Source organism: Arthrobacter sp. D5-1, assembly GCF_017357425.1.
Classification (GTDB): domain Bacteria; phylum Actinomycetota; class Actinomycetes; order Actinomycetales; family Micrococcaceae; genus Arthrobacter.
This window is the reverse complement of record NZ_CP014571.1, coordinates 957,300-976,263: the sequence shown is the minus strand read 5'-3', so window position 1 is coordinate 976,263 and position 18,964 is coordinate 957,300. Positions and strand designations below refer to the sequence as shown.

Annotated in this window: 16 protein-coding genes and 1 riboswitch; of the genes, 7 read left to right on the top strand and 9 right to left on the bottom strand. The window is 63.4% G+C overall.

All coding sequences use genetic code 11. The annotated features are described in order from the left end of the window. Nucleotides 1-2 precede the first annotated feature (2 nt). From AYX22_RS04580 to AYX22_RS04560, 5 genes are read right to left on the bottom strand one after another with little or no spacing between them, the layout of a single operon-like run. Nucleotides 3-1,625: an ABC transporter ATP-binding protein gene (locus AYX22_RS04580; RefSeq protein WP_207596305.1), complete on the bottom strand. Its 1,623-nt coding sequence runs from the start codon at nucleotides 1,623-1,625 to the stop codon at nucleotides 3-5. Beyond that, nucleotides 1,622-2,479, bottom strand: coding sequence for an ABC transporter permease (locus AYX22_RS04575; RefSeq protein ID WP_207596303.1), 858 nt, complete (start codon nucleotides 2,477-2,479; stop codon nucleotides 1,622-1,624). Before AYX22_RS04575 ends, AYX22_RS04580 begins: the two co-directional genes overlap by 4 nt. Continuing rightward, complete coding sequence (locus tag AYX22_RS04570; RefSeq protein ID WP_207596302.1) at nucleotides 2,476-3,504, bottom strand: ABC transporter permease; 1,029 nt, start codon at nucleotides 3,502-3,504, stop codon at nucleotides 2,476-2,478. The genes AYX22_RS04575 and AYX22_RS04570 overlap by 4 nt, the downstream gene beginning before the upstream one ends. 1 nt (nucleotide 3,505) lies before the next feature. Beyond that, nucleotides 3,506-5,164 (bottom strand): ABC transporter substrate-binding protein, encoded by a 1,659-nt coding sequence (locus tag AYX22_RS04565; protein ID WP_207596301.1) that lies wholly within the window; start codon nucleotides 5,162-5,164, stop codon nucleotides 3,506-3,508. A gap of 23 nt (nucleotides 5,165-5,187) precedes the next feature. After that, nucleotides 5,188-6,900, bottom strand: coding sequence for an amidohydrolase (locus tag AYX22_RS04560; RefSeq protein WP_207596300.1), 1,713 nt, complete (start codon nucleotides 6,898-6,900; stop codon nucleotides 5,188-5,190). Nucleotides 6,901-7,078: 178 nt separating this feature from the next. On the opposite strand from AYX22_RS04560, the gene AYX22_RS04555 reads away from it, so the two are divergent. Together AYX22_RS04555 and AYX22_RS04550 are read left to right on the top strand one after the other, a co-directional pair. Further along, nucleotides 7,079-7,765: a TetR/AcrR family transcriptional regulator gene (locus AYX22_RS04555; protein WP_242703528.1), complete on the top strand. Its 687-nt coding sequence runs from the start codon at nucleotides 7,079-7,081 to the stop codon at nucleotides 7,763-7,765. 109 nt (nucleotides 7,766-7,874) lie between these two features. Then, entirely contained in the window at nucleotides 7,875-9,353 is a 1,479-nt protein-coding gene (locus AYX22_RS04550) for a gamma-aminobutyraldehyde dehydrogenase (protein ID WP_207596298.1), read from the top strand. A 41-nt stretch (nucleotides 9,354-9,394) separates the two neighbouring features. Here AYX22_RS04550 and AYX22_RS04545 read toward each other — a convergent pair whose 3' ends face one another. Continuing rightward, nucleotides 9,395-10,309: an EamA family transporter gene (locus AYX22_RS04545; protein WP_207596297.1), complete on the bottom strand. Its 915-nt coding sequence runs from the start codon at nucleotides 10,307-10,309 to the stop codon at nucleotides 9,395-9,397. A 72-nt stretch (nucleotides 10,310-10,381) separates the two neighbouring features. Here AYX22_RS04545 and AYX22_RS04540 point away from each other — a divergent pair, with 72 nt between their 5' ends. After that, nucleotides 10,382-11,293, top strand: a complete 912-nt coding sequence (locus tag AYX22_RS04540; protein WP_207596296.1) for a LysR substrate-binding domain-containing protein — start codon at nucleotides 10,382-10,384, stop codon at nucleotides 11,291-11,293. Nucleotides 11,294-11,425: 132 nt separating this feature from the next. Further along, nucleotides 11,426-11,752 carry a hypothetical protein gene (locus tag AYX22_RS04535; protein ID WP_242703527.1) on the top strand — a complete coding sequence of 109 codons (327 nt, stop codon included), beginning with the start codon at nucleotides 11,426-11,428 and terminating at the stop codon, nucleotides 11,750-11,752. A gap of 4 nt (nucleotides 11,753-11,756) precedes the next feature. Here AYX22_RS04535 and AYX22_RS04530 read toward each other — a convergent pair whose 3' ends face one another. Together AYX22_RS04530 and AYX22_RS04525 are read right to left on the bottom strand one after the other, a co-directional pair. Next, nucleotides 11,757-12,281, bottom strand: coding sequence for a histidine phosphatase family protein (locus AYX22_RS04530; RefSeq protein WP_207596295.1), 525 nt, complete (start codon nucleotides 12,279-12,281; stop codon nucleotides 11,757-11,759). Nucleotides 12,282-12,509: 228 nt separating this feature from the next. Further along, entirely contained in the window at nucleotides 12,510-13,376 is an 867-nt protein-coding gene (locus tag AYX22_RS04525; RefSeq protein WP_207596294.1) for a winged helix-turn-helix domain-containing protein, read from the bottom strand. 734 nt (nucleotides 13,377-14,110) lie between these two features. On the opposite strand from AYX22_RS04525, the gene AYX22_RS04520 reads away from it, so the two are divergent. The 3 genes from AYX22_RS04520 to AYX22_RS04510 all read left to right on the top strand — a co-directional run bounded on the left by AYX22_RS04520 (nucleotide 14,111) and on the right by AYX22_RS04510 (nucleotide 17,478). Next, nucleotides 14,111-14,851: a response regulator transcription factor gene (locus AYX22_RS04520; protein ID WP_207596293.1), complete on the top strand. Its 741-nt coding sequence runs from the start codon at nucleotides 14,111-14,113 to the stop codon at nucleotides 14,849-14,851. A 3-nt stretch (nucleotides 14,852-14,854) separates the two neighbouring features. Continuing rightward, nucleotides 14,855-16,384, top strand: coding sequence for a HAMP domain-containing sensor histidine kinase (locus AYX22_RS04515; protein WP_207596292.1), 1,530 nt, complete (start codon nucleotides 14,855-14,857; stop codon nucleotides 16,382-16,384). A 75-nt stretch (nucleotides 16,385-16,459) separates the two neighbouring features. Beyond that, nucleotides 16,460-16,647, top strand: a riboswitch (cyclic di-AMP (ydaO/yuaA leader). 3 nt (nucleotides 16,648-16,650) lie between these two features. Then, nucleotides 16,651-17,478: a hypothetical protein gene (locus AYX22_RS04510; RefSeq protein ID WP_207596291.1), complete on the top strand. Its 828-nt coding sequence runs from the start codon at nucleotides 16,651-16,653 to the stop codon at nucleotides 17,476-17,478. Nucleotides 17,479-17,565: 87 nt separating this feature from the next. Here AYX22_RS04510 and AYX22_RS04505 read toward each other — a convergent pair whose 3' ends face one another. Continuing rightward, the gene (locus tag AYX22_RS04505; protein WP_207596290.1) at nucleotides 17,566-18,960 is read right to left on the bottom strand and encodes an aminotransferase class V-fold PLP-dependent enzyme; all 1,395 of its coding nucleotides are present in this window, start codon (nucleotides 18,958-18,960) and stop codon (nucleotides 17,566-17,568) included. Nucleotides 18,961-18,964: the final 4 nt, after the last annotated feature.

Here is an 18,964-nt window from a genome sequence, read left to right as displayed (position 1 = left end):
GGTCAGGCAATGACCGGTTGGACGTCCCACAAGGGCCGGGGACGGGAGGCGATGAGGTTCCGCGTGTACTCATCTCCAGGGTCCTCAAGGATTCGTGCCGTGAGCCCCTGCTCCACGATCCGTCCCTGATGCATCACGATGAGCTCAGAACAGAGGCGTGACACCACGGCCAGGTCGTGGGTGACGAACAGGATGGTCAGTCCAAGCTGGTCACGCAGTTCCTCCACGAGTTCGAGCACCTGGGCCTGGACGGAGACGTCCAACGCACTGGTGGCCTCGTCCAGTACCAACAGGCGGGGTCGTGCGGCAAGGGCCTTGGCCAAGGCGACACGTTGACGCTGTCCGCCAGAGAGGGCCCGGGGCTTGGCGTCGAACCGTTCGGACCCGATCCCCACCCTTGCCAGGAGGTCGCGTGCACTGTCCTTGGCTTCCTTGCGTCCCTGCTTTTGGTGCAGCCGGAAAACATCGGCAACAGCATTGCCAACAGCGATCCGGGGATCCAAGGACAGGTACGGATCCTGGAAAACAATCTGTACTTCCTTGGCCAACACTTTCCTTTCGGATGCCTTCAGCGGCCGGTGTGGCCTGGTGACTCCGCGAAGGGTGAGTTCGCCTGCTGTGGCGGTTTCAAGCCCCAGCACCAGCCTGGCGAGCGTGGACTTCCCGGAACCGGACTCGCCCACGATGCCCAAGGACCCGCCCTCAGGCAAGCTGAAATGGGCGTTCTCCAAGGCGCTGATGACTTCTCCGCCGGGCAGGTGGTAGCTCTTGGACAACCAGGAGACCTCCAGCAAAGGAGACCCTGCCGGCTCATGCCCGGGAGCCGCAGCCAAGGCGGAGCCAGACCCCACCTCTATGACAGGAGTCGCCTCCACCAACTGCCGTGTGTAGTCCTGCTGGGGCGTCAGGAAAACAGCCTGGGTTGGTCCGTGTTCCACCACTTCCCCGCGACGGAGAACATAGACGCGCTCACACAGGCCCGCAGCCAGGTTGAGATCATGCGTGATGAACAGCATGCCCATCCCGCGGGACTGTTGTTCTTCGCGCAGGAGCCGCACAATCCCGGCCTGGGTGGTGACATCCAGGGCGGTGGTGGGCTCGTCGCACAGCAACAGGTCCGGCGAGTTCAGGAGGGCCGCAGCAATCATGACGCGCTGGAGCATGCCGCCGGAAAGTTGGTGCGGGTGCTGGTCCATGAGTTCCTTGGCCCGCCGAAGCCCCACTTGCTCCAGTTGTTTCACTGCGCGTTCTGTGGCCTCGGCGCGGCTCAGGCCGTCAAACCGCACGAGTGTTTCAGTGAGGAAGTCCCCCACGGTCCGGACCGGGTTGATGCCTGCCCGGGGGTCCTGGAAGATCATCGAGGCATGTCCGCGGCGCAGCTCCATGAGCCGCTGCTTGCTGGCCGTCAGGGTGTCGAGGCCCTTCACGGACACGACGCCGGAGGACTGTGCACCACCGGGAAACAACCCCAGCGCGGCACGGGTGGTCAGGGACTTGCCTGAGCCGGACTCCCCCACCAAGGCGACTGCTTCGCCGTCGTTCACGTGCAGGGAAACGCTGTCCAGCAGCGGCGGCCTGCCCGGAAACCCAAGCGTAAAGTTTTCAATCTGCAAGAGGTGGCTCATGAAATTTTTCCTCCAATGCGGTCTGAGATTTCCTCGCCGATGACGTTGACGGCCACCACCACCAGGACCACCACCACAGCGGGCCAGAAGGCAGGCAGGAGATAGCCGCCCAGCAGGGCGCCGCGGGATTCCTCGATCATGGCGCCCCAGTCGCTGGTGGGCGGTTGGACCCCAAGCCCGATAAAGGAGAGCGCCGCGAGGTCTGCCAGCACATAGCCGAAATTCAGGGTCGATTGGGCCCCAACAGTGGGAATGAGGTTGGGGAGAACCCGTCCCAGCACCACCCAGGGTGTTCGGAAACCGAGCACCCTGTAAGCCTGGACGTACGGCCTGCTGCGTTCGGCCACCACCAATGACTGCGCGAGCCGGGCCACGTACGGAACGTACGCAATGGTCATGGCCAGGATGGGCGCCAAGAGCCCCTTACCGAACAGGGCGATGGCAAGCATGGCCATGAGCAGCGCGGGAAAAGCAAAGAGGAGATCAAAAAGGCGGCCCAAAACCTTGCCCAGCCAGCCCTCCGACCAGCCAGCCACCAAGCCAAGCAGCAATCCGAGGACAGTGGATCCGATCACCACGATGGTGGGCCCCAGCAGCGACGTCCGACCACCGTGCATGAGCCGGCTGAGGAGATCGCGGCCCAAGGCATCCGTACCCAGCAGATGCTGCCCGCTGGGACCGGCCAAAACGTTGTTGAGGTCTACATAGTCCGGGTCGTACGGCGCCAGGACCGGGGCGAACAGGGAAAGAAGTACGACGGCGGCGGCAACGGCAAGCGCGCCCCACGCCATGGGTGACAGGAGGCTGCCGTAACGGCGAAGCCCCGCCTGTGGCAGCTGGATGGCTAACGTCATCGGGACTCCGTTCCGGCCGCGATCCGCGGATCAATGAGGGGTTGGACGAGATCCACCACGGTGTTGACCAGGACGAACGCTGCAACCACCACCATGACGATCGCTTGGACAACACCGAAGTCGAGCCTGTCGATGGACTGCACCAGGAGTTGCCCGATGCCGGAGAGGCCGAAGGTCCGCTCGATGATGGCGCTGGAGACCAGGAGTCCGGCCACGAGCACGCCGCTCACGGTCAGGATGGGCCCCAAGGCGTTGCGCAGCACATGGCGTGCCATCACGGACCCACGGGTGAGTCCACGGCTGGTGGCCACCTCCACGTGTTCGCGGAGCAATTGCTCGTTCATGGAGGACCGCGTCACCCTGGCAACCATGGCGATGTAGGTGATGCCCAACGCGAGCGCCGGGAGGGTGAGATGCCAGATCCGGTCCCATCCGCCGTCGCCGCTTCCAAAGGAGGGGAACCAGCCCAGCCCCACGGAGAAGAGCGCTACCAGGGCAATGGCCGCAACGAACGGAGGAACAGCCCCGGCCGCAGTGAGCGTGATGAGGATGAAGCGGTCGCTGAAACCCTTGTTAAGGCTGGCGACGATCCCGGCAAACAAGCCGAGGACAGTAATGAACACCGCGGCCAAGGCGACGAGTTGCAGGGTGGTGGGCAGCCGGCCGAGCAAGACGTCGGAGACGTCCTGGCGGTAGGTCAGTGAGCGGCCCCAGTCCCCGTGCAGGATGCCGCCGAGCCAGTTCAGGTACTGTTCCCAGGCCGGCTTATCCAAGCCGAACTGCCGGGTGATCTCTTCCAGTGCCTCGGGTTTGGGGCTGCGTCCCCTGAGCAGGAAGCGGGCAGGGTCTCCGGGGACCAGGAAACGGGAGAAGAACACGGCCACGGAGGCAACGAACAACGTCAGCACCAGGGCAAGCAGCTTCTTCACGATGTAGACCGCCGGGCGGACCGCCCTGCGTTTGTCCCGCTTGTGGCTGGGAGCGCCCGGCGTGTTGGCAGCCTGGACTTGTTCTGTAGCGGTCATATCAGCGACCTCCTATCTGGGCTGCCCACGGGTAGTACATGTAATTGATGGACGGGTCCGCACCGGTGATGCGTTTGCCGAGCCACATGGAGGTGACGGTTTCGTAGAGCGGTCCCCAGACCACTTCCTCGCTGGCCAGCTTGGCGGCCTGGCCGGTGAGTTTGCCGCGGGCCTCCGGGTCCTGCACGCTGTAGGCGGAGTTCACCAGGTCATCGAATTCCGCGTTGCTCCAGCCGCCGTAATTGCTGAAGTCGCCGGTCCGCAGCACGCTGTACATTTCCAAGGGCTCGGTGCTGGAGAGGTACCAGGACGTCACCAGCAGGTCCACATTCTTGCGGGCCTCCGGGTCCGAGAACAAGGTGGTGTATTTGTCGTTGGACATGGTCTGGATTTCCGGTTCCAAGCCGATCTCCTTGGCTGCGGACGCGATGGCCCGTGCAGTGATGTCGAACGCGGCATTCAGGGAGGCGGTGGCAAAGACGAACTTGCTGTCTTCGGCCCCGGCTTCCTTCACCAGCTTCTTTGCCTCTTCCAGGTCATAGGGCGTGGAGAGGAGCCCATCAAAGGCCTCATCAGCTGTGGCAGCCGGGACGTCCTTCCACACGCTCCTGGTGGTCAGTGCATCCGTGTTCTTGGCGTAGCCCTGCTCCGCGGCCTTGATCAGTGCGTCCCGGTTGATGGCCATCATGAGTGCCTTGCGCACCCGGACGTCCTGGAAGGTCCCGGCCAGGTTGGTGAAGACCATGCTCTGTACGGAGGTGTCATTGCCGAAGTACAGGGACCCGGCGTCCTTGTTGGCTTTGAGGATGTCGATCGCATTGGACGGGATCGCGAAGCCGCCGTCGATTTCGCCCGTTTGGAAGGCGTTGATGCGGGAGGTGGCGTCCGGGAGCATGGTGAACGTGACCTGCTTCGATTTGGCTTTCAGGTCCGGATCCCAGTAGTCGTCGAAGCGTTTGAGGGTGATGCTCTCCCCTGCTTCCCACTGATCGAACTGGAACGGTCCCGTGCAGTTCACGCCCGTTTTTGAGTTGCCGTAGTCCTTGCCCGCTTCCTCAAGGGTTGCTGCGGACTCCACCACACCCGGGGCGCCCACCAGGGAAGAGTTGAACACGTAGTCCGGACGGGTGGTGGTGACCGTGACTTCGTAGTCGCCGGTCTTCTCGATGGACTCCACGTTTTGGTAGGACGATGCCCAGAACGAGCCCACCTCCGGGTCGAGGTGGCGGCTCAGGGAAGCGACGACGTCATCCGCCGTCATCTCGGTGCCGTCGTGGAACTTCACCCCTTGGCGGATGGTGTAAATCCACGTCAGGGGATCAGGATTCTCCACTCCCGTGGCCAGGCCGGGCGAGGTCGAGAGGTCAGCGTTCCATCGGAAGAGCGATTCGCACACGTTGGAAAGGACGGTATTGTCCGGGTAGTCGAAGGCGTAGGCGTAGTCCAGGGAGAACGGCTCCGCGTACATGGCCCAACTGAAGTTGTCGATCTCCTTGGTGGGTGCATCTGTGGAGTCGGCCAGGGTGTACTTGGCACCGCCCGCGGAGCCGGTCACGCTGGCGGGCCGCGCGCCGCAGCCGCCCAGGACCAGGCCGAGCACGACGCCGGCCACCATCACCGCGGTGATGCGCGACGGCGTCGTCCGCTGTTTGCGGCGCATGGTGCCACCCGCTGTTGGCGGCCTCACTGCATCACCGCCGGCTGCTGGCCGCGGGCTGTTTCCGCGACCGGGCTTTGGGCTGCCGCCCGGTCATAGACGCACTCGCCCCCAATCCACGTCTGCGTCACCACTCCCCGGTGCAGTTCCTCCACAGGAAGCTCGAAAAGATTGACATCCAGGACCGCGAGGTCGGCGAGTTTCCCCGGTTCCACAGTCCCCGTTGCGGCGTCCAGGTGGTTGATCCAAGCAGTGCCGTGGGTGTAGGCGTCCACGATCTGTTTGAGGCTGAGCTTTTGTGATGCCGGGCCGAGCGGGGGGAGGTTTTCTCCCGGGGCTGTGCGGTTCACTGCCACATGGATGGCCGCAATGGGGTCGGCAGTGGAGACCGGCCAATCGCTGCCCGCCACCAATCGGGCACCCGCAGAAGCCAGCTCACCGAAGGGATAGTGTCTGTCCTCGGCGCCCGGTTCAAGGAACGGGAGCGTCAGGGTGTCCATCTGTTCCTCGTGGCAGGCCCACAGTGCCTGTACGTTGGCGGCCGCATTGAGCTCAGGGAAACGGGGAATGTCCTGGCCGCGGACCACCTGCAAGTGGGCGAGGTGGTGCCGGTGATCGTTGGCGCCGTTGCTGTTCCGGGCTGCCTCCAGCGCGTCCAGGGCATCCGTGACAGCGCGGTCGCCAAGGGCATGGAAGTGAACCTGCATACCCTCGGCATCTATGGCGGTGACAAACTCCTTCAACTGCTCTGGCTCGAAGAACTCGATCCCGCGGTTGTCCGTGTGGTGGCCGTGGTGGTCCAGGTAGACGTGGTGCATGGCGGCCGTGTAGTTCTCGGCCACGCCGTCCACCATGACTTTGACCGTGTTGGCGTTGAGCTGCAGGGGGTCGAATGCTGCGGCCACCGTGTTCCGGCGTTCCACGATTGCTTCCAGCTGGGACATACCGGCGGTCCTGTCCCACCACTGGCATGCCGTGACCCTGACTTTGAGGTCCGCTGCCTTCGCTGCGTCCTGGTAGACCTCCAGGTGATCGGCATGTCCGCCCTCCGGGATGGGGACCCAGGCGTCCTGCCAGGCAGTGATGCCTTGGGCGAGCAGCAATTTCTGGGATGCGAGCAACCCTTGGTACGCCAACTCGTAAGGCACTGCCGGCTTTACCGCGTTGAAGAGGTCCATGGCACCTTCGTGGACGGTGCCTGCCGGTGTGCCGTCCTCTTCGCGTTCCAGCCGACCACCGTCCGGATCAGGTGTGTCCTTGGTGATCCCGGCGGCTTTGAACGCCGCAGTGTTGGCCCAAGCTCCGTGGTGGTCCCTGTTGACGAGGTACACGGGCCGGTCCGGGACCACGGCATCAAGCAACTCCCGGCCAGGGGTGCCCCCGTGGAACAGGTCCATGGACCATCCTGCGCCCACGATCCACGGTTGGTCCGGGTTGTCCGCGGCGTAGCGGGCCACTGTTTCTACAGCTTCTTCTGCGCTGCCCACCTCCGTCAGGTCGCACTGGAGCAGCTCTATCCCTGCGAAGATGGGGTGGATGTGGGCGTCCTGGAATCCGGGAAGCACCAGTTGCCCTTCCAGGTCCACACGGCGGGTGTCCGGCGTCGCCGTTGCCTCGAAGTCTTCAGCGCCGCCGACGGCGATCACCCTGCCCTCGCCTATTGCCACGCTGGCCTGGACGGGTCCGGCGTCATTGCCGGTGTAAACCCATCCGTTCTCCAACAAAATCTCTGCGTGCACGATCGAGTCCTTTCGTGGGAAATTCAACTCTGCGAGACAGACTATGAGCCGGATCACATTAATGTCAACGGTGTTGACATCAGTGCTGACAAAGACTTTGACTTGTCCTCGAAAGGAGGTGGCCATGGATCATGTAGGTTGATAATCAACCGGGGATCGCATGGAAGGCGGACAACAGATGGTGCAGCCAGCACAGTCAACGGACCGCCGCACGCGCTTGGACCCAGCTACCATCATTGACGCCGTCCTCCGGATTTCCAGCCAGGAACCCAGTGAGCGGCTGACCGTCCGACGACTGGGGCAGGAACTTGAAGTAGACGCCACCGCCGTCTACCGCCACTTCCGGAACCGGGACGCAATCGTCAGGGCAGCGCTGGACAAGTTGTTCATGATGTCCGTGGATCGAACGCTGGCCTCGGCACGCGACCAGGACTGGCGCACCCGGCTGGAGACGTACCTCGATGAACTCCTCCGGGTCTTCATGCAGCACCCCTCCCTTGGCAGCGAGTCCTTCGCCACGGACACTTACGGCCCCGGTGAATTGACGGCAATCGAGTTCGTCCTCCAATGCCTCACCGACGCCGGGCTCGAAGAGGACCGCGTGGTGCACTACTACGCCGCCTTGGAAAGCTACACCCTTGCGCTCGGCGCCGGCATTGCGGTGGAAATCCAGCGGCTCCCGGACTCCGAGGGCCACGATCCCTGGCTCAACCCCAGGGTCTTCACCCGAATTACCGGGCACCCGCTCCTTGAAAAGCACCACGCTGCACTGCAAACCCTCGACTCACTGAAAGCTTTCCAAGCCGGTCTCGCAGCCATCCTGGACAGCGCCGAACGCGAAAGCGCGCAGGCGCCGCAGGCCTGACAGCCTGCCACGCACCCAACCCACCTTCACCGCACGCACGCCGCCACCCGGCGTCGTTCCTTCATCACTGCCCGGACACCGACGCCCGGCAGGGAAAGCACGGCACCCCATGCATCAGTTCATTAACGGAAAACTCCTGCCCGGCACCTCGGGAAACACCCTGGACGTCATCAACCCGGCGACTTCGGACGTGGTGGAAACCGTCAGCCTCGCCTCGGTGGCGGACCTCGAGGCCGCGGTGGCTGCAGCCCGTTCAGCCTTCCCGGCGTGGTCCCGGACTACCGCAGGAGAACGAGCCGGGATTTTGCAAAAGTTCGCCCGGATTATGGAGGAACGGGCCGCGGAGTTCTCCCGGGTGGAAAGTTCACAGACGGGCAAACCGTTGCGGTTGACCCGCGAATTCGACGTCCCCGGCACCATCGACAACATCGACTTCTTCGCAGGAGCCTCACGCCATCTCGAAGGCAAAGCCACAGCTGAGTACTCGCCACAGCACACCTCCTCCATCCGCCGCGAGGCGATTGGCGTGGTGGGGTCCATTGCGCCGTGGAACTACCCTCTGCAGATGGCGGCGTGGAAGATACTGCCCGCGATCGCCGCCGGCAACACCATTGTCCTCAAGCCTGCCGAGATCACACCACTGACATCCCTCATGTTCGCGCAGGCGCTCACGGATGCCGGACTGCCCGACGGCGTGGTGAACGTGGTGGTGGGTGACGGAGCCTCTGTAGGGGCCGCCCTCATGCAGCACCCGGACGTGGACATGGTGTCCTTTACAGGCTCCACCGCCATTGGCCGCACGGTCCTGGAAGCTGCTGCCGTCAACGCCAAGCGCGTGCACCTTGAACTGGGCGGAAAAGCACCTTTTGTGGTGTTCGACGACGCCACCTTGGACGCCGCAGTGCATGGCGCCGTGGCCGGCTCCCTCATCAACACGGGTCAGGACTGCACCGCAGCAACCCGAGCCATTGTGCACCGCAGTGTTTATGACGAGTTCGTGGCAAAGGTCGCCGAGCACTTCGAGGGGATCGTTCTTGGTGCACCCGGGGATCCCGACGCGGACCTTGGCCCGCTGGTCTCCTTCAAGCAACGGGACCACGTGGCGGGGATGGTGGAGCGGGCCCGGGGCTACAGCAAAGTGGTGGCCGGGGGCTACGCTCCCACGGGCAAGGGCCTTGCCGACGGCGCCTTTTACCGCCCCACGTTGGTGGTGGATGCGGCGCCTGACTCGGAGATTGTCAAGGACGAGGTCTTCGGCCCGGTCCTGGTGGTTCTTCCCTTCGACACCGATGACGAAGCGATCCATCTCGCCAACGACACCGTCTACGGACTCGCAGCGTCAGCCTGGACCAACAACCTCCAACGAGCCATGCGCGCCACCCGCGAGATCAAGGCAGGCTGCGTCTGGGTCAACGACCACATCCCGATCATTTCCGAGATGCCCCATGGCGGTTTCAAGCAGTCCGGATTCGGAAAGGACATGTCTGCGTACTCCTTCGAGGAATACACCCAGGTGAAGCACGTGATGGTGGAGCTGGACGGCGTCATCAAGAAGGACTGGCACCGGACGATCTTCACGCTGCGCTGATTCCGCCGTTGCGAGGCCCGCTCTGCATGACTCCGCGGGATTTATAGCCGCAGAGCGGGCCCCGCAATGGTCACTTCGGGCCGGATTTTTCGTCCAGTCCCGAGCACTGCCGTGGCCACGCCCAGCAGCAGGATCAGCCCACCCATGATTTCGGTAAGGGTGGGAATTTCATTCAAGACCAGCCACGCCGCCGTCATCCCCACCACCGGGACCAACAGCGTAAAGGGCACGACGTCGGAACTCGGGTACAGCGACAACAACCGGTTCCAGATGCCATACCCGATCAGGGAAGCAAACACCGCCGTGTAAATCGCACTGAGGATGGTGGCCGGTTGCAGGTCCGTGAGCGTTGCCCACACGGTGCCAGGCCCGTCGACTACCAACGACAACCCCGCCAACGGAACAGGGACCACTGCGCCGGACCACACCACCAGTCCCAACCCGGAAGCGGCTTTGGAGTGCCGGGCCACCACGTTGCCAACAGCCCAGGACAACGCCGCGGCCAAAACGATCACGAGGGGAAGGACCGGCGCCACAGCGCTGCGCCCCAGTGCCACCACGCCCAGGCCTGCGATGCCCAGCACCACTCCGGCCATCTGACGCCGGCTGGGCTTCTCCCCCAGGAACCTCGATGCCAGCAGGATGGTCAACAGGACCTGCGCTTGGAGGACCAGCGAGGCCAAGCCCGCCGGCATCCCGAGTGCCATGCCCAGGTACAAGAGGCCGAATTGACCGGCACTCATGAAGAGTCCGACGCCGACTATCGCCTTCCAGCCCACGTCCGGCTTTCGGATGAACAGGATGAACGGAAAAACGACGAGAAGGAAGCGCATTGCCACGAAGAGCAGCGGAGGGACTTCCCTGCCGTTCGTGTGCAGGCCGAGGTCAATGGCGACGAAGTTGATACCCCATAAGACGGCGACCAAGACGGCAAGGGCAGCGTGGCGAAGGTTCACAAGTACACTCTGCCTCCCTTTAGCGTGAAGCACCAGCGTTGAATTCTGTACCTAACCGCGTAGATTTGCTTCATGATCGATATCTCAGCCCTGAGGGCGCTTGTAGCCGTGGAACAGCATGGCTCGGTAGTGGCAGCATCCGACGTCATGGGGTTCAGCCCCTCCGCGGTGTCACAGCAGATCAAAAAACTGGAAAAACAGACCGGTGTTGTGGTCCTGGAGCGCAATGGCCGCGGCGTGCTCCTCACCGAGCGTGGGCTGGCATTGGCCGGCTATGGCCGCCGGATCATGGGTGAACTCGAGGAGCTTCAGGCAACGCTGCTCGCTGATCCCGCCAAGCCGTCGGGCCTGCTGAGATTGGTGGCCTTCTCCACCGCATGCCGGGGGTTGGTGGGACCCATGCTCGGGCGCATGGCGGCCACCCACCCCGCCGTGAAGATTACGGTGCTGGCTGAAGACCCGCGCGAAGCCGTGCAGCGGGTGGCATCCGGCGAGGCGGAACTGGCAGTGGTCCACAACTGGAACTCCGTACCCCTGGTGATCCCGGAGAACCTGGTCCACGAGGATCTCTGCGTTGACCAAGCCGATGTCCTTGTTAACAGCACCCACCCTCTCGCGTCCCGCACCGCCGTCGAGCGTGAAGACTTGCTAAACGAGACCTGGATCAGCACCCCGGCGGGGGCTATCTGCAACGAGGCCCTGCTGCAGATCTTCGCCGGGCTGGGGCGGGTTCCCGACATCCGCGTTTACGATCCGGACTTTTCCACGCACATCGCCATGGTGGAGCAAGGGGTAGCCGTGGCGCTGGTACCACGCCTGGGAAGGCCGCTGCTCCCACCGGGAGTCGTTGCCATCCCCGTCATGAATCCCGTCCAGCAACGTTCAGTTGGGGTTGTGTACAGGAAAACGATGACCGCCAGCCCCACCATTCGCCAGGCCGTTCGCGTACTGCGCGAGGTTTCGGACGGGTTGCCCCTGCCCTAAGGCTAACCGGGTGCGATCAACGTCACACAGGAGAACATTCGACGCTCGGCTCACTGTTAGCTTAGGCTAACCTTACCTAGCCTTCCGCGCCGTCCGGAGCGCGATAGTCGAAACTTTTGAAGGGGCCCAACTGTGGAAGCAATCCTCTTTCCAACGGACATGAACCACCATCACACCTATGGCCTGGTGAGTTACATCATGATCGACGACGGACTGTATCCGAGTGCCCACAACCGGCGCGATCCCTACGCACTGCCGGCGTTCGATATCCGCGGGCAATGGGTGTACCCCAGCCGTTACAACGAATACATGGCACCGCAATTGCCGGTATATATGTTCGACGGCGAGTATCTGATCGCAACAGGGCACGGAGACGAAGCGGCGGGCCTGCCCGTTTTCGAGATTCGTTGCATGTGCATGCCGCAGTTAGCCCACGGAGACCCAAGTAACTCGCAATAGCAGATTATGCGCGGGGCACGCTGAAGTGCGTCAGCCGCGCGTCCTGCCCGTCCAGCTCAGCCCAGGACTTCTCCGTCTCCAGTACCGTCAACGCACTCGTTGGGTATCGGGTAGCGGCATCCATGTACGCGTCGTGGTCCGAATCACGCGAAGCCAAGTGCATGGCCAGATCCTGGACGCCGGGCATGTGTGAGATGACCATCAGCGTGGTCACCGTGTCAGGAACATGATTGATGACCGTCAACATGCGGTTCGCGGAGGCGGCGTACAGGCCGTCCTCGAGTTTAGGGGTCGGCGCTTTGTCACCCAGCTCATCGCAGACCCAGGTGCAGGTCTGGCGGGTCCTCAGCGCGGACGAGCACAGGATGAAATCCGGCACCACGCCCTGCTTGAGCAACCATTTGCCCGCGAGCGGCGCTTCCCGATGCCCACGCTCTTCGAGGGGACGCTCATGATCAGGCACACCCATGGGCCAATCAGCCTTGGCATGCCGCATGATCACGAGGCGCTTGATGTGGTGGTCGCTCATGAACCAACCCTATCCGCTGCAGACTCCCTCCCCCGGGCCTTCCTGACCTTCTTTGGGAGATCAACAGCCCGTGGTCAACCTGGTGCGGTTGCTCAAGGGCTGTTGGCAGATCAAAGTGGGTCAGGACCCCACGCACGCCGGTCCGTGGGCTTGCGAGGTGAGGGCGGCCGTGGGGAGGAACGAGCGCCGGCGCAGAGGGATGTTGCCGCCTTTCGGCTGCGGTGCTACTTAGATCGAGTATTCCGGAGCGGCCCAGACAATAACTTCGGGGTGCTCGTAGAAGCGGTAGCCCTGGCCGCGGACCGTGCGGACGGTGTTGGCGAGGCGGCCGAGCTTGGAGCGGAGGCGGCGGATGTGGACGTCGATGGTGCGCTCGTTGGGCACCTCTTCGGCGTTGCGCCACAGACCCTCAAGGAGTTCGTCGCGACCCACGGTGCGAGTGCCGTTCTCGACGAGGTAGTTGAGGAGCTCGAATTCCTTGAATGTCAGGTTCAGTGACTCGCCGTCGAGGTGCACTTCGCGGCGGGCGAGGTCGATCAGCACGCCGGAGGGGCGCGATTCCTGCTGGGGCGTCGGACGGGCAGCTTCGGTGCGCTGGCGTGCGGCGACGGTGGGGTCCCCGAACGTGGAACGCACGACGTCGAGTGCGGACCCGGGTGCCCCGGCTGGAGCGACTGCGACGGCAGCGTAGCTCTCAGCGCCGGTCACGAGTGACTGCGCATAGGCCCGGATTTCCTGGGCCAGCTTGGCAATGGAGGTGCCGGCTGCCGCTGCTGTTTCCTCGTCAATGCCCATGTAGAGCACAAAGCCGCGGGCCACATTGTCGTTGGCAACGGGGCGGAGCCTGTCGGACTGGGCAATCACCGGAGTGGGCGCAGTCATGGGTGCCGGCTCGGCGGTAGGTACGGCGCGCAACTGGCCATAGGAGTTGGGGTTGTAACCCTGCGGAACGTAACCGGGAGCCTGCTGGCCTGCGCCCTGCTGGGCGGGGGCGTAGCCGGGGCGGTTGCCAAAGCCGGGGCGGAGCCCCGCGTTCGACGCGGCCTTGTTGGCGTTACGGACGGAGATGTGGACGTATCCAGATGCAACTGACATGGAGTGCTTACCTCAAAAGTGAATAGCCGTCATCGCGGCTTCGAATGCTGGTTGTCCCCGCAATGAGTTTGGGGAGGGGCGCCCAACGCTGGGCTAGGGGGCGAATGCCTGAAACTTCTTGGGGTGGAAAGTTAGGCTTGCATTCGACAACAGCGGTCATCATGGCCAGCGGGTGTGCTGGACCAGGTTGCTGCGGCTGCAGGTGCTGTTGAGTTCTTGTTCACATTGGAAGTGTGCAACGTAACAATGGCAACACGCAAGTAACAAAGCGCCGAACCGTCCACATTTTGAGACGCAAAGGTCTATTGTGTCGCAAATCACAATTCAGTTCTGACCTAAAATGAACGTCTCTCAATTCTGCCGCGACCGCCTTTTTTGGTGCCCTGCCGAATTTCCTTCGCTTCAGGGGGCATTTGGCGCATCTGCCTCCACGCGAACCCTGCCTCCGCGGAATCTCACGATCTGAAACAACTGTTGTCCAATCGCGGAAACGAAAATCCCCGCATTTTCGACCCCGTGTCCCCGCAAATCGCCTCACTCTCGGACGTGAGAGAGCGTCGGCCGGAAACCAACGCGACGTGAGAGAGCGTCGGCCGGAAACCAACGGGACGTGAGAGAGCGTCGGCCGGGGCCGGACACGTGTCACCGCACTTCCACGTCGCTAGTGTTGACTTCACAGCGTTCTCACAGGACCGGCAAAGCGCGGGCTAACCAGCAGATCGGAGAGTTGTCCCATGGCCTCCTCGCACTCCATGACCAACAACCTTCCCCAACTCTCCCACCCGGACGGCTCCCCTATCCGTGCCCTGGTGGTGGATGACGAGCCCAGCCTCGCTGAGCTCATGAGCATGGGGCTTCGAATGGCCGGGTGGTCAGTTGCTGTTGCCGGCGACGGCCCTGGGGCCGTGAAGCTTTCCAAAGAATTCCGGCCCGATGTCCTCGTACTGGACGTCATGCTTCCCGGATTCGACGGTGTGGAAGTCCTCAACCGCATCCGTGCGTTTGCCCCGGAAGTTCCCGCGCTTTTCCTCACAGCCAAGGACGCCGTGCAGGACCGCATCGTCGGGCTGGCTGCCGGCGGCGACGACTATGTCACCAAACCCTTCAGCATGGAGGAAGTCCTCCTGCGACTGCACCGCCTGGTCCAGCGTTCCGGCGTGGCCGCCATGGACACTGCCGAACTGGTGGTGGGTGACCTTACCCTGAACGTGGACACCCGTGAAGTCACCCGGGCCGGCGAGGACATTCCGCTTACCGCCACCCAGTTTGAGCTTTTGCGCTACCTCATGGAGAACCCTAAACGAGTGGTCAGCAAAGCACAGATCCTGGACCGTGTGTGGGACTACGACTTCGGTGGACAAGCCAACATCGTGGAGCTCTACATTTCCTACCTGCGCAAGAAGATCGAAGCAAACCACCCTCCAATGATCCACACCATCCGCGGCGCCGGCTATGTCATCAAGCCTGCGGACTAGGCGTTGAGCACCCCTTCAGGAGTGGCCAAAAAGTCACACCGCAGTTGGCTCAGCCCCTCCGCGTGGCACCTGCGTACCCGACTGGTCCTGGTCGCCATGGCCTTGCTGGTCGCCATTTGCGCTGCCGTGGGAGTGGTCAGCTACGCCTCCATGGACATGGTGTTCAACAAGCAGCTCGACCGGCAGTTGGAGCAGGCGTCAAGCCGCGCGACCAGCTTCGGCAGGCCGCCGTCGAACTTTCCGTCCTCCCCCTCCGGAAGGCCGGACCCGCTGGAAGCGCGCGGCCAGGCCGCTGGAACGCTGAACGCACGGATCGATGGAACAACCGTGATCAATCCAGGCGTTATTGAGGCCTCCGGCAAGCGGGCCGAACTCACGGCGGACGACAAACAGATTCTGCTGTCGTTGCCCCGGGACAACCGGCCTGTGGACCGATCGCTCTCCTATGGGGATTACCGGCTCGTGGCCGTCGAAACTGCCGGCGACGTGATCGTGACGGGACTGCCTCTCGCGGACAAGCAAAGCGCCGAGGCCTCGCTGGTGTGGACCATGGTTCTGGTGTCGCTCGGCGGACTGGCTGTGATCGGCCTCGCGGGAACGGTAATCATCCGGCGGACCATGCGTCCATTGGAGCAGCTCTCCGAGGTAGCCACCAAAGTTTCCCGCCTCCCTCTCGACGCCGGTGAGGTGGCACTTGCGGTGCGGGTCCCGCCGTCGGCCGCCCATCCCGGAACCGAAGTCGGCAGCGTTGGCCATGCCCTCAACCAGATGCTGAACAACGTCTCCAGTGCTTTGGAAGCCCGCCAGGAAAGCGAAACCAAGGTGCGCCAGTTCGTCGCGGACGCGTCGCACGAACTTCGAACGCCGCTTACGGCCATCCGCGGTTACACCGAACTGTTGAGCATGACCGAGAACTTCACCGATGACGGCCGAAAGTCGCTGGCACGCGTCCGGAGCCAGTCCGAACGGATGACCACCCTGGTGGAGGATCTGCTGCTGCTTGCCAGGCTGGACGAAGGCCAGGCGCTCAAGATCACGGACGTGGACCTCACCCAGTTGGTGATTGAAACTGTCAGCGACGAGAAAATCATGGCACCGGACCAGATTTGGCAACTCCAACTCCCGGATGAACCCGTCACGGTCCGCGGCGACGTTACGCAACTGCACCAGGTCCTGGCCAATCTTCTCTCCAACGCCCGTAAACACACCGATGCCGGCACCACGGTGGTCACGAGCGTGATGCTCTCCGCCGACGGCAGCCCAGTGGTGACCGTAACGGACAACGGGCCCGGCATTCCAGAGGATTTCCAGGGCCGGATCTTCTCCCGTTTTGCCCGCGCCGACGCTGCGAGATCGGGGTCCGAGGGCACGTCGGGGCTGGGTCTGTCGATCGTTGAATCCATCGTGGAAGCTCACGGCGGCAGCGTGCACGTGGCGTCCCGTCCAGGGCGCACGGAATTCACCCTTCGATTCCCCGCGGTCGCCACCGAACAGAAGTTACGAACCCAGCAAGGCGACTCACCGTCGTCGTGATCTCTGTTACCTAAATGTGACTTCTACGAATTCCTCCTGTACCGTCGAAAGGGTGGGTCGCCCCAACTGGCCCACATCCGGGATGCGCCGAGCTCTGCCACTTCCCGGAGTCCGTACTTACTCCGAGGCAGAGACGGGGGACCCAGAGTCTCCGGGACCAGGCATTTATGCCGGACCCTTGGGGTGAAGCCGCAGCGTGATGCGCGGCCGGATGACCTCATCCGAACCCGACAGCTAACTCCGCAGGCGCTGAGAGGTAATCACACATGTCTGAATTTAATGATCAGACGCGCCCTTCCGCGCGTCACCGCGATGAGCACAACGCACCGTTGACCAAGTCGCAGGCTGTCCTCAAGAACGCTGCCCGCCAGGGCAAGTCCGGCCACCGCATGTCGGTTGTTGCCGGTGTTGTAGCTGCTGCGCTGGGCGTTGCATCGCTCGGTACTGCTGCCAACGCCGCCCTGACCCTTCCCGAGGTAAGCCGCGTTGCAGAGACCCAGGCGAATGCCCAGGTCAGCAACAACAAGACAGCTGAAATCTCCGCTTCCTTGGATGCAGCCGCTGCAAAGGGCGCCGCTGACAGGGCAGCCGTGGACAAAGCCGCAGCCGAGAAGGCCGCGGCGGACCAGGCCGCCGCTGAAAAGGCCGCCGCCGAGAAGGCCGCTGCCGACCAGGCCGCCGCTGAAAAGGCCGCCGCTGATGCTGCAGCCAAGCAGGCCGCCGACGCCGCTGCTGCCGCCGCCGCTGCCGAAGCTGCAGCTGCTGCTGCCGCCCCCAAGGCCGTGGACGATCCCGCCGCTGCCAAAGCCTACGCTGCCAGCATCCTTGGCAACTACGGCTGGAGCGCCAGCGAAATGACTGCGCTGAACACCCTGTGGGAGAAGGAATCCAACTGGAGGACGACCGCCACCAACGCTTCCAGCGGTGCTTACGGCATTGTCCAGTCGCTGCCGGCTAGCAAGATGGCAACCGCGGGCGCTGATTGGCAGACCAACTACCAGACCCAAATCAAGTGGGGCTTGAACTACATCAAGGAACGCTACGGATCCCCGTCGGCCGCCCTGGGCTTCCACTTGGCCAACAACTGGTACTAAGCCAGACTGCTTGATTACCGCGCCGGTTGCCGCCGCCCGCACCAGTACAGACTGGAGCGGATGGCGGGAACCGGCGCGGTTTTCGCGTTACACAGACTCCGGTTCGGCTTCCAACGCGCTGCGCACCGCCGCGATGGACGCAGCAACATCCCCTGCATCCGTGGTCCAGTTACTCACCGAAATCCTGAGGATTTCACGGCCACGCCAGGAGGACCCGGACATCCACACCGCGCCCTCGGCCATCAGCCGTTGCGTGACACGGTGTGTGCGGTCATCACTGCCGAAGCTCACCGATACCTGCGTGAAGACGACGTCGTTGAGCACCTCGACTCCCGGAATCGCGGCGAGCCCCTCAGCCAACGCGCGGGCGTTTGCAGCGAGCCGCTCCACCATGGAGATCACCCCGTTACGGCCCAGTTGCCTCAGCGCCGCCCACACAGGGATGCCCCGGGCACGGCGGGACATCTCAGGCACTTTCTCGAAAGGATCTCCCGGGCCGGCATCCGTAGCAATGAGGTAACTTGTGTGAACACTGAAAGCACGCCTCAAGGCTTCCGGCCTCGCAACGATGGCCAAGCCGCAGTCGTAAGGAACATTCAGCGTCTTGTGGGCATCCGTGGCCCAGGAATCTGCTTCCTCTACTCCCGCCAGCCGGGCCCGCAGCGTCGGGCTAACGGCGGCCCATAAACCAAAAGCACCATCCACGTGCACCCATGCGCCGCGATCGTGGGCCACCGCAATGGCTTCCTCCATGGGATCAAAGGCGCCGGAATGCAGGTTGCCCGCTTGCAGACAGACCAGTGACAGTCCTGGTTGCTGGTCCATGGCCTCGGCAAGTGCGTCGGGGAGAATCCGTCCTTCCTCGTCGGCATCTACGGGCACGCAGGCACCCAATCCGAGATACCGCAAAGCCAGGTCCACTGCGGCGTGCCGCTCCCTGCCCGCAAAGGTGGTGATGCGTGGGGCGCCTGTCAGCCCCAGCGCCTCAAGGTCCCAACCCGCCTCGTCCATCAGATATTGGCGGCCCGCTGCCAACCCCACGAAGTTGGCGGTGGTGGCGCCGGTGGTGAATCCGACGTCGGCACTCGAAGGAAGGTGGAGAAGGTCCAGCAACCACGCGGCGGCAGATTCCTCGATGGCAGCAGCCGCCGGCGTAGCGAACCGAAGCCCCGTGTTCTGGTCCCACGCCGAAACGAGCCAATCCGCAGCCATGGCAGCGGGAAGGGTTCCGCCCATGACCCACCCAAAGAACCGTCCGGACTGGATCGCCATCAAGCCGGGCTCAGCCAGAGCGGCGAGCTCATCAACTACCTCCGCAGCATCGGTGGCCTCGTCCGGCAGCCGCGACGTCATGCTGTTGGCTACCTGATCGGCATCGGAGGACGGGCGGACAGGACGTGTTGGGACCGACGCAAGCCAGTCACCGGCATGGACCATGGCCCGCTCCAGTGCAGCACCGTACGCCTCCGGCATCGCAGACATGCCC

What these genes read in the sequence shown, in the direction of transcription:
- AYX22_RS04565 (WP_207596301.1), bottom strand. Translation starts at nt 5,164, where the DNA reads ATGCGCCGCAAACAGCGGACGACGCCGTCGCGCATCACCGCGGTGATG.
- AYX22_RS04580 (WP_207596305.1), bottom strand. Translation starts at nt 1,625, where the DNA reads ATGAGCCACCTCTTGCAGATTGAAAACTTTACGCTTGGGTTTCCGGGC.
- AYX22_RS04525 (WP_207596294.1), bottom strand. Translation starts at nt 13,376, where the DNA reads ATGTCAGTTGCATCTGGATACGTCCACATCTCCGTCCGTAACGCCAAC.
- AYX22_RS04570 (WP_207596302.1), bottom strand. Translation starts at nt 3,504, where the DNA reads ATGACCGCTACAGAACAAGTCCAGGCTGCCAACACGCCGGGCGCTCCC.
- AYX22_RS04555 (WP_242703528.1), top strand. Translation starts at nt 7,079, where the DNA reads ATGGTGCAGCCAGCACAGTCAACGGACCGCCGCACGCGCTTGGACCCA.
- AYX22_RS04540 (WP_207596296.1), top strand. Translation starts at nt 10,382, where the DNA reads ATGATCGATATCTCAGCCCTGAGGGCGCTTGTAGCCGTGGAACAGCAT.
- AYX22_RS04575 (WP_207596303.1), bottom strand. Translation starts at nt 2,479, where the DNA reads ATGACGTTAGCCATCCAGCTGCCACAGGCGGGGCTTCGCCGTTACGGC.
- AYX22_RS04530 (WP_207596295.1), bottom strand. Translation starts at nt 12,281, where the DNA reads ATGAGCGACCACCACATCAAGCGCCTCGTGATCATGCGGCATGCCAAG.
- AYX22_RS04550 (WP_207596298.1), top strand. Translation starts at nt 7,875, where the DNA reads ATGCATCAGTTCATTAACGGAAAACTCCTGCCCGGCACCTCGGGAAAC.
- AYX22_RS04520 (WP_207596293.1), top strand. Translation starts at nt 14,111, where the DNA reads ATGGCCTCCTCGCACTCCATGACCAACAACCTTCCCCAACTCTCCCAC.
- AYX22_RS04510 (WP_207596291.1), top strand. Translation starts at nt 16,651, where the DNA reads ATGTCTGAATTTAATGATCAGACGCGCCCTTCCGCGCGTCACCGCGAT.
- AYX22_RS04505 (WP_207596290.1), bottom strand. Translation starts at nt 18,960, where the DNA reads ATGTCTGCGATGCCGGAGGCGTACGGTGCTGCACTGGAGCGGGCCATG.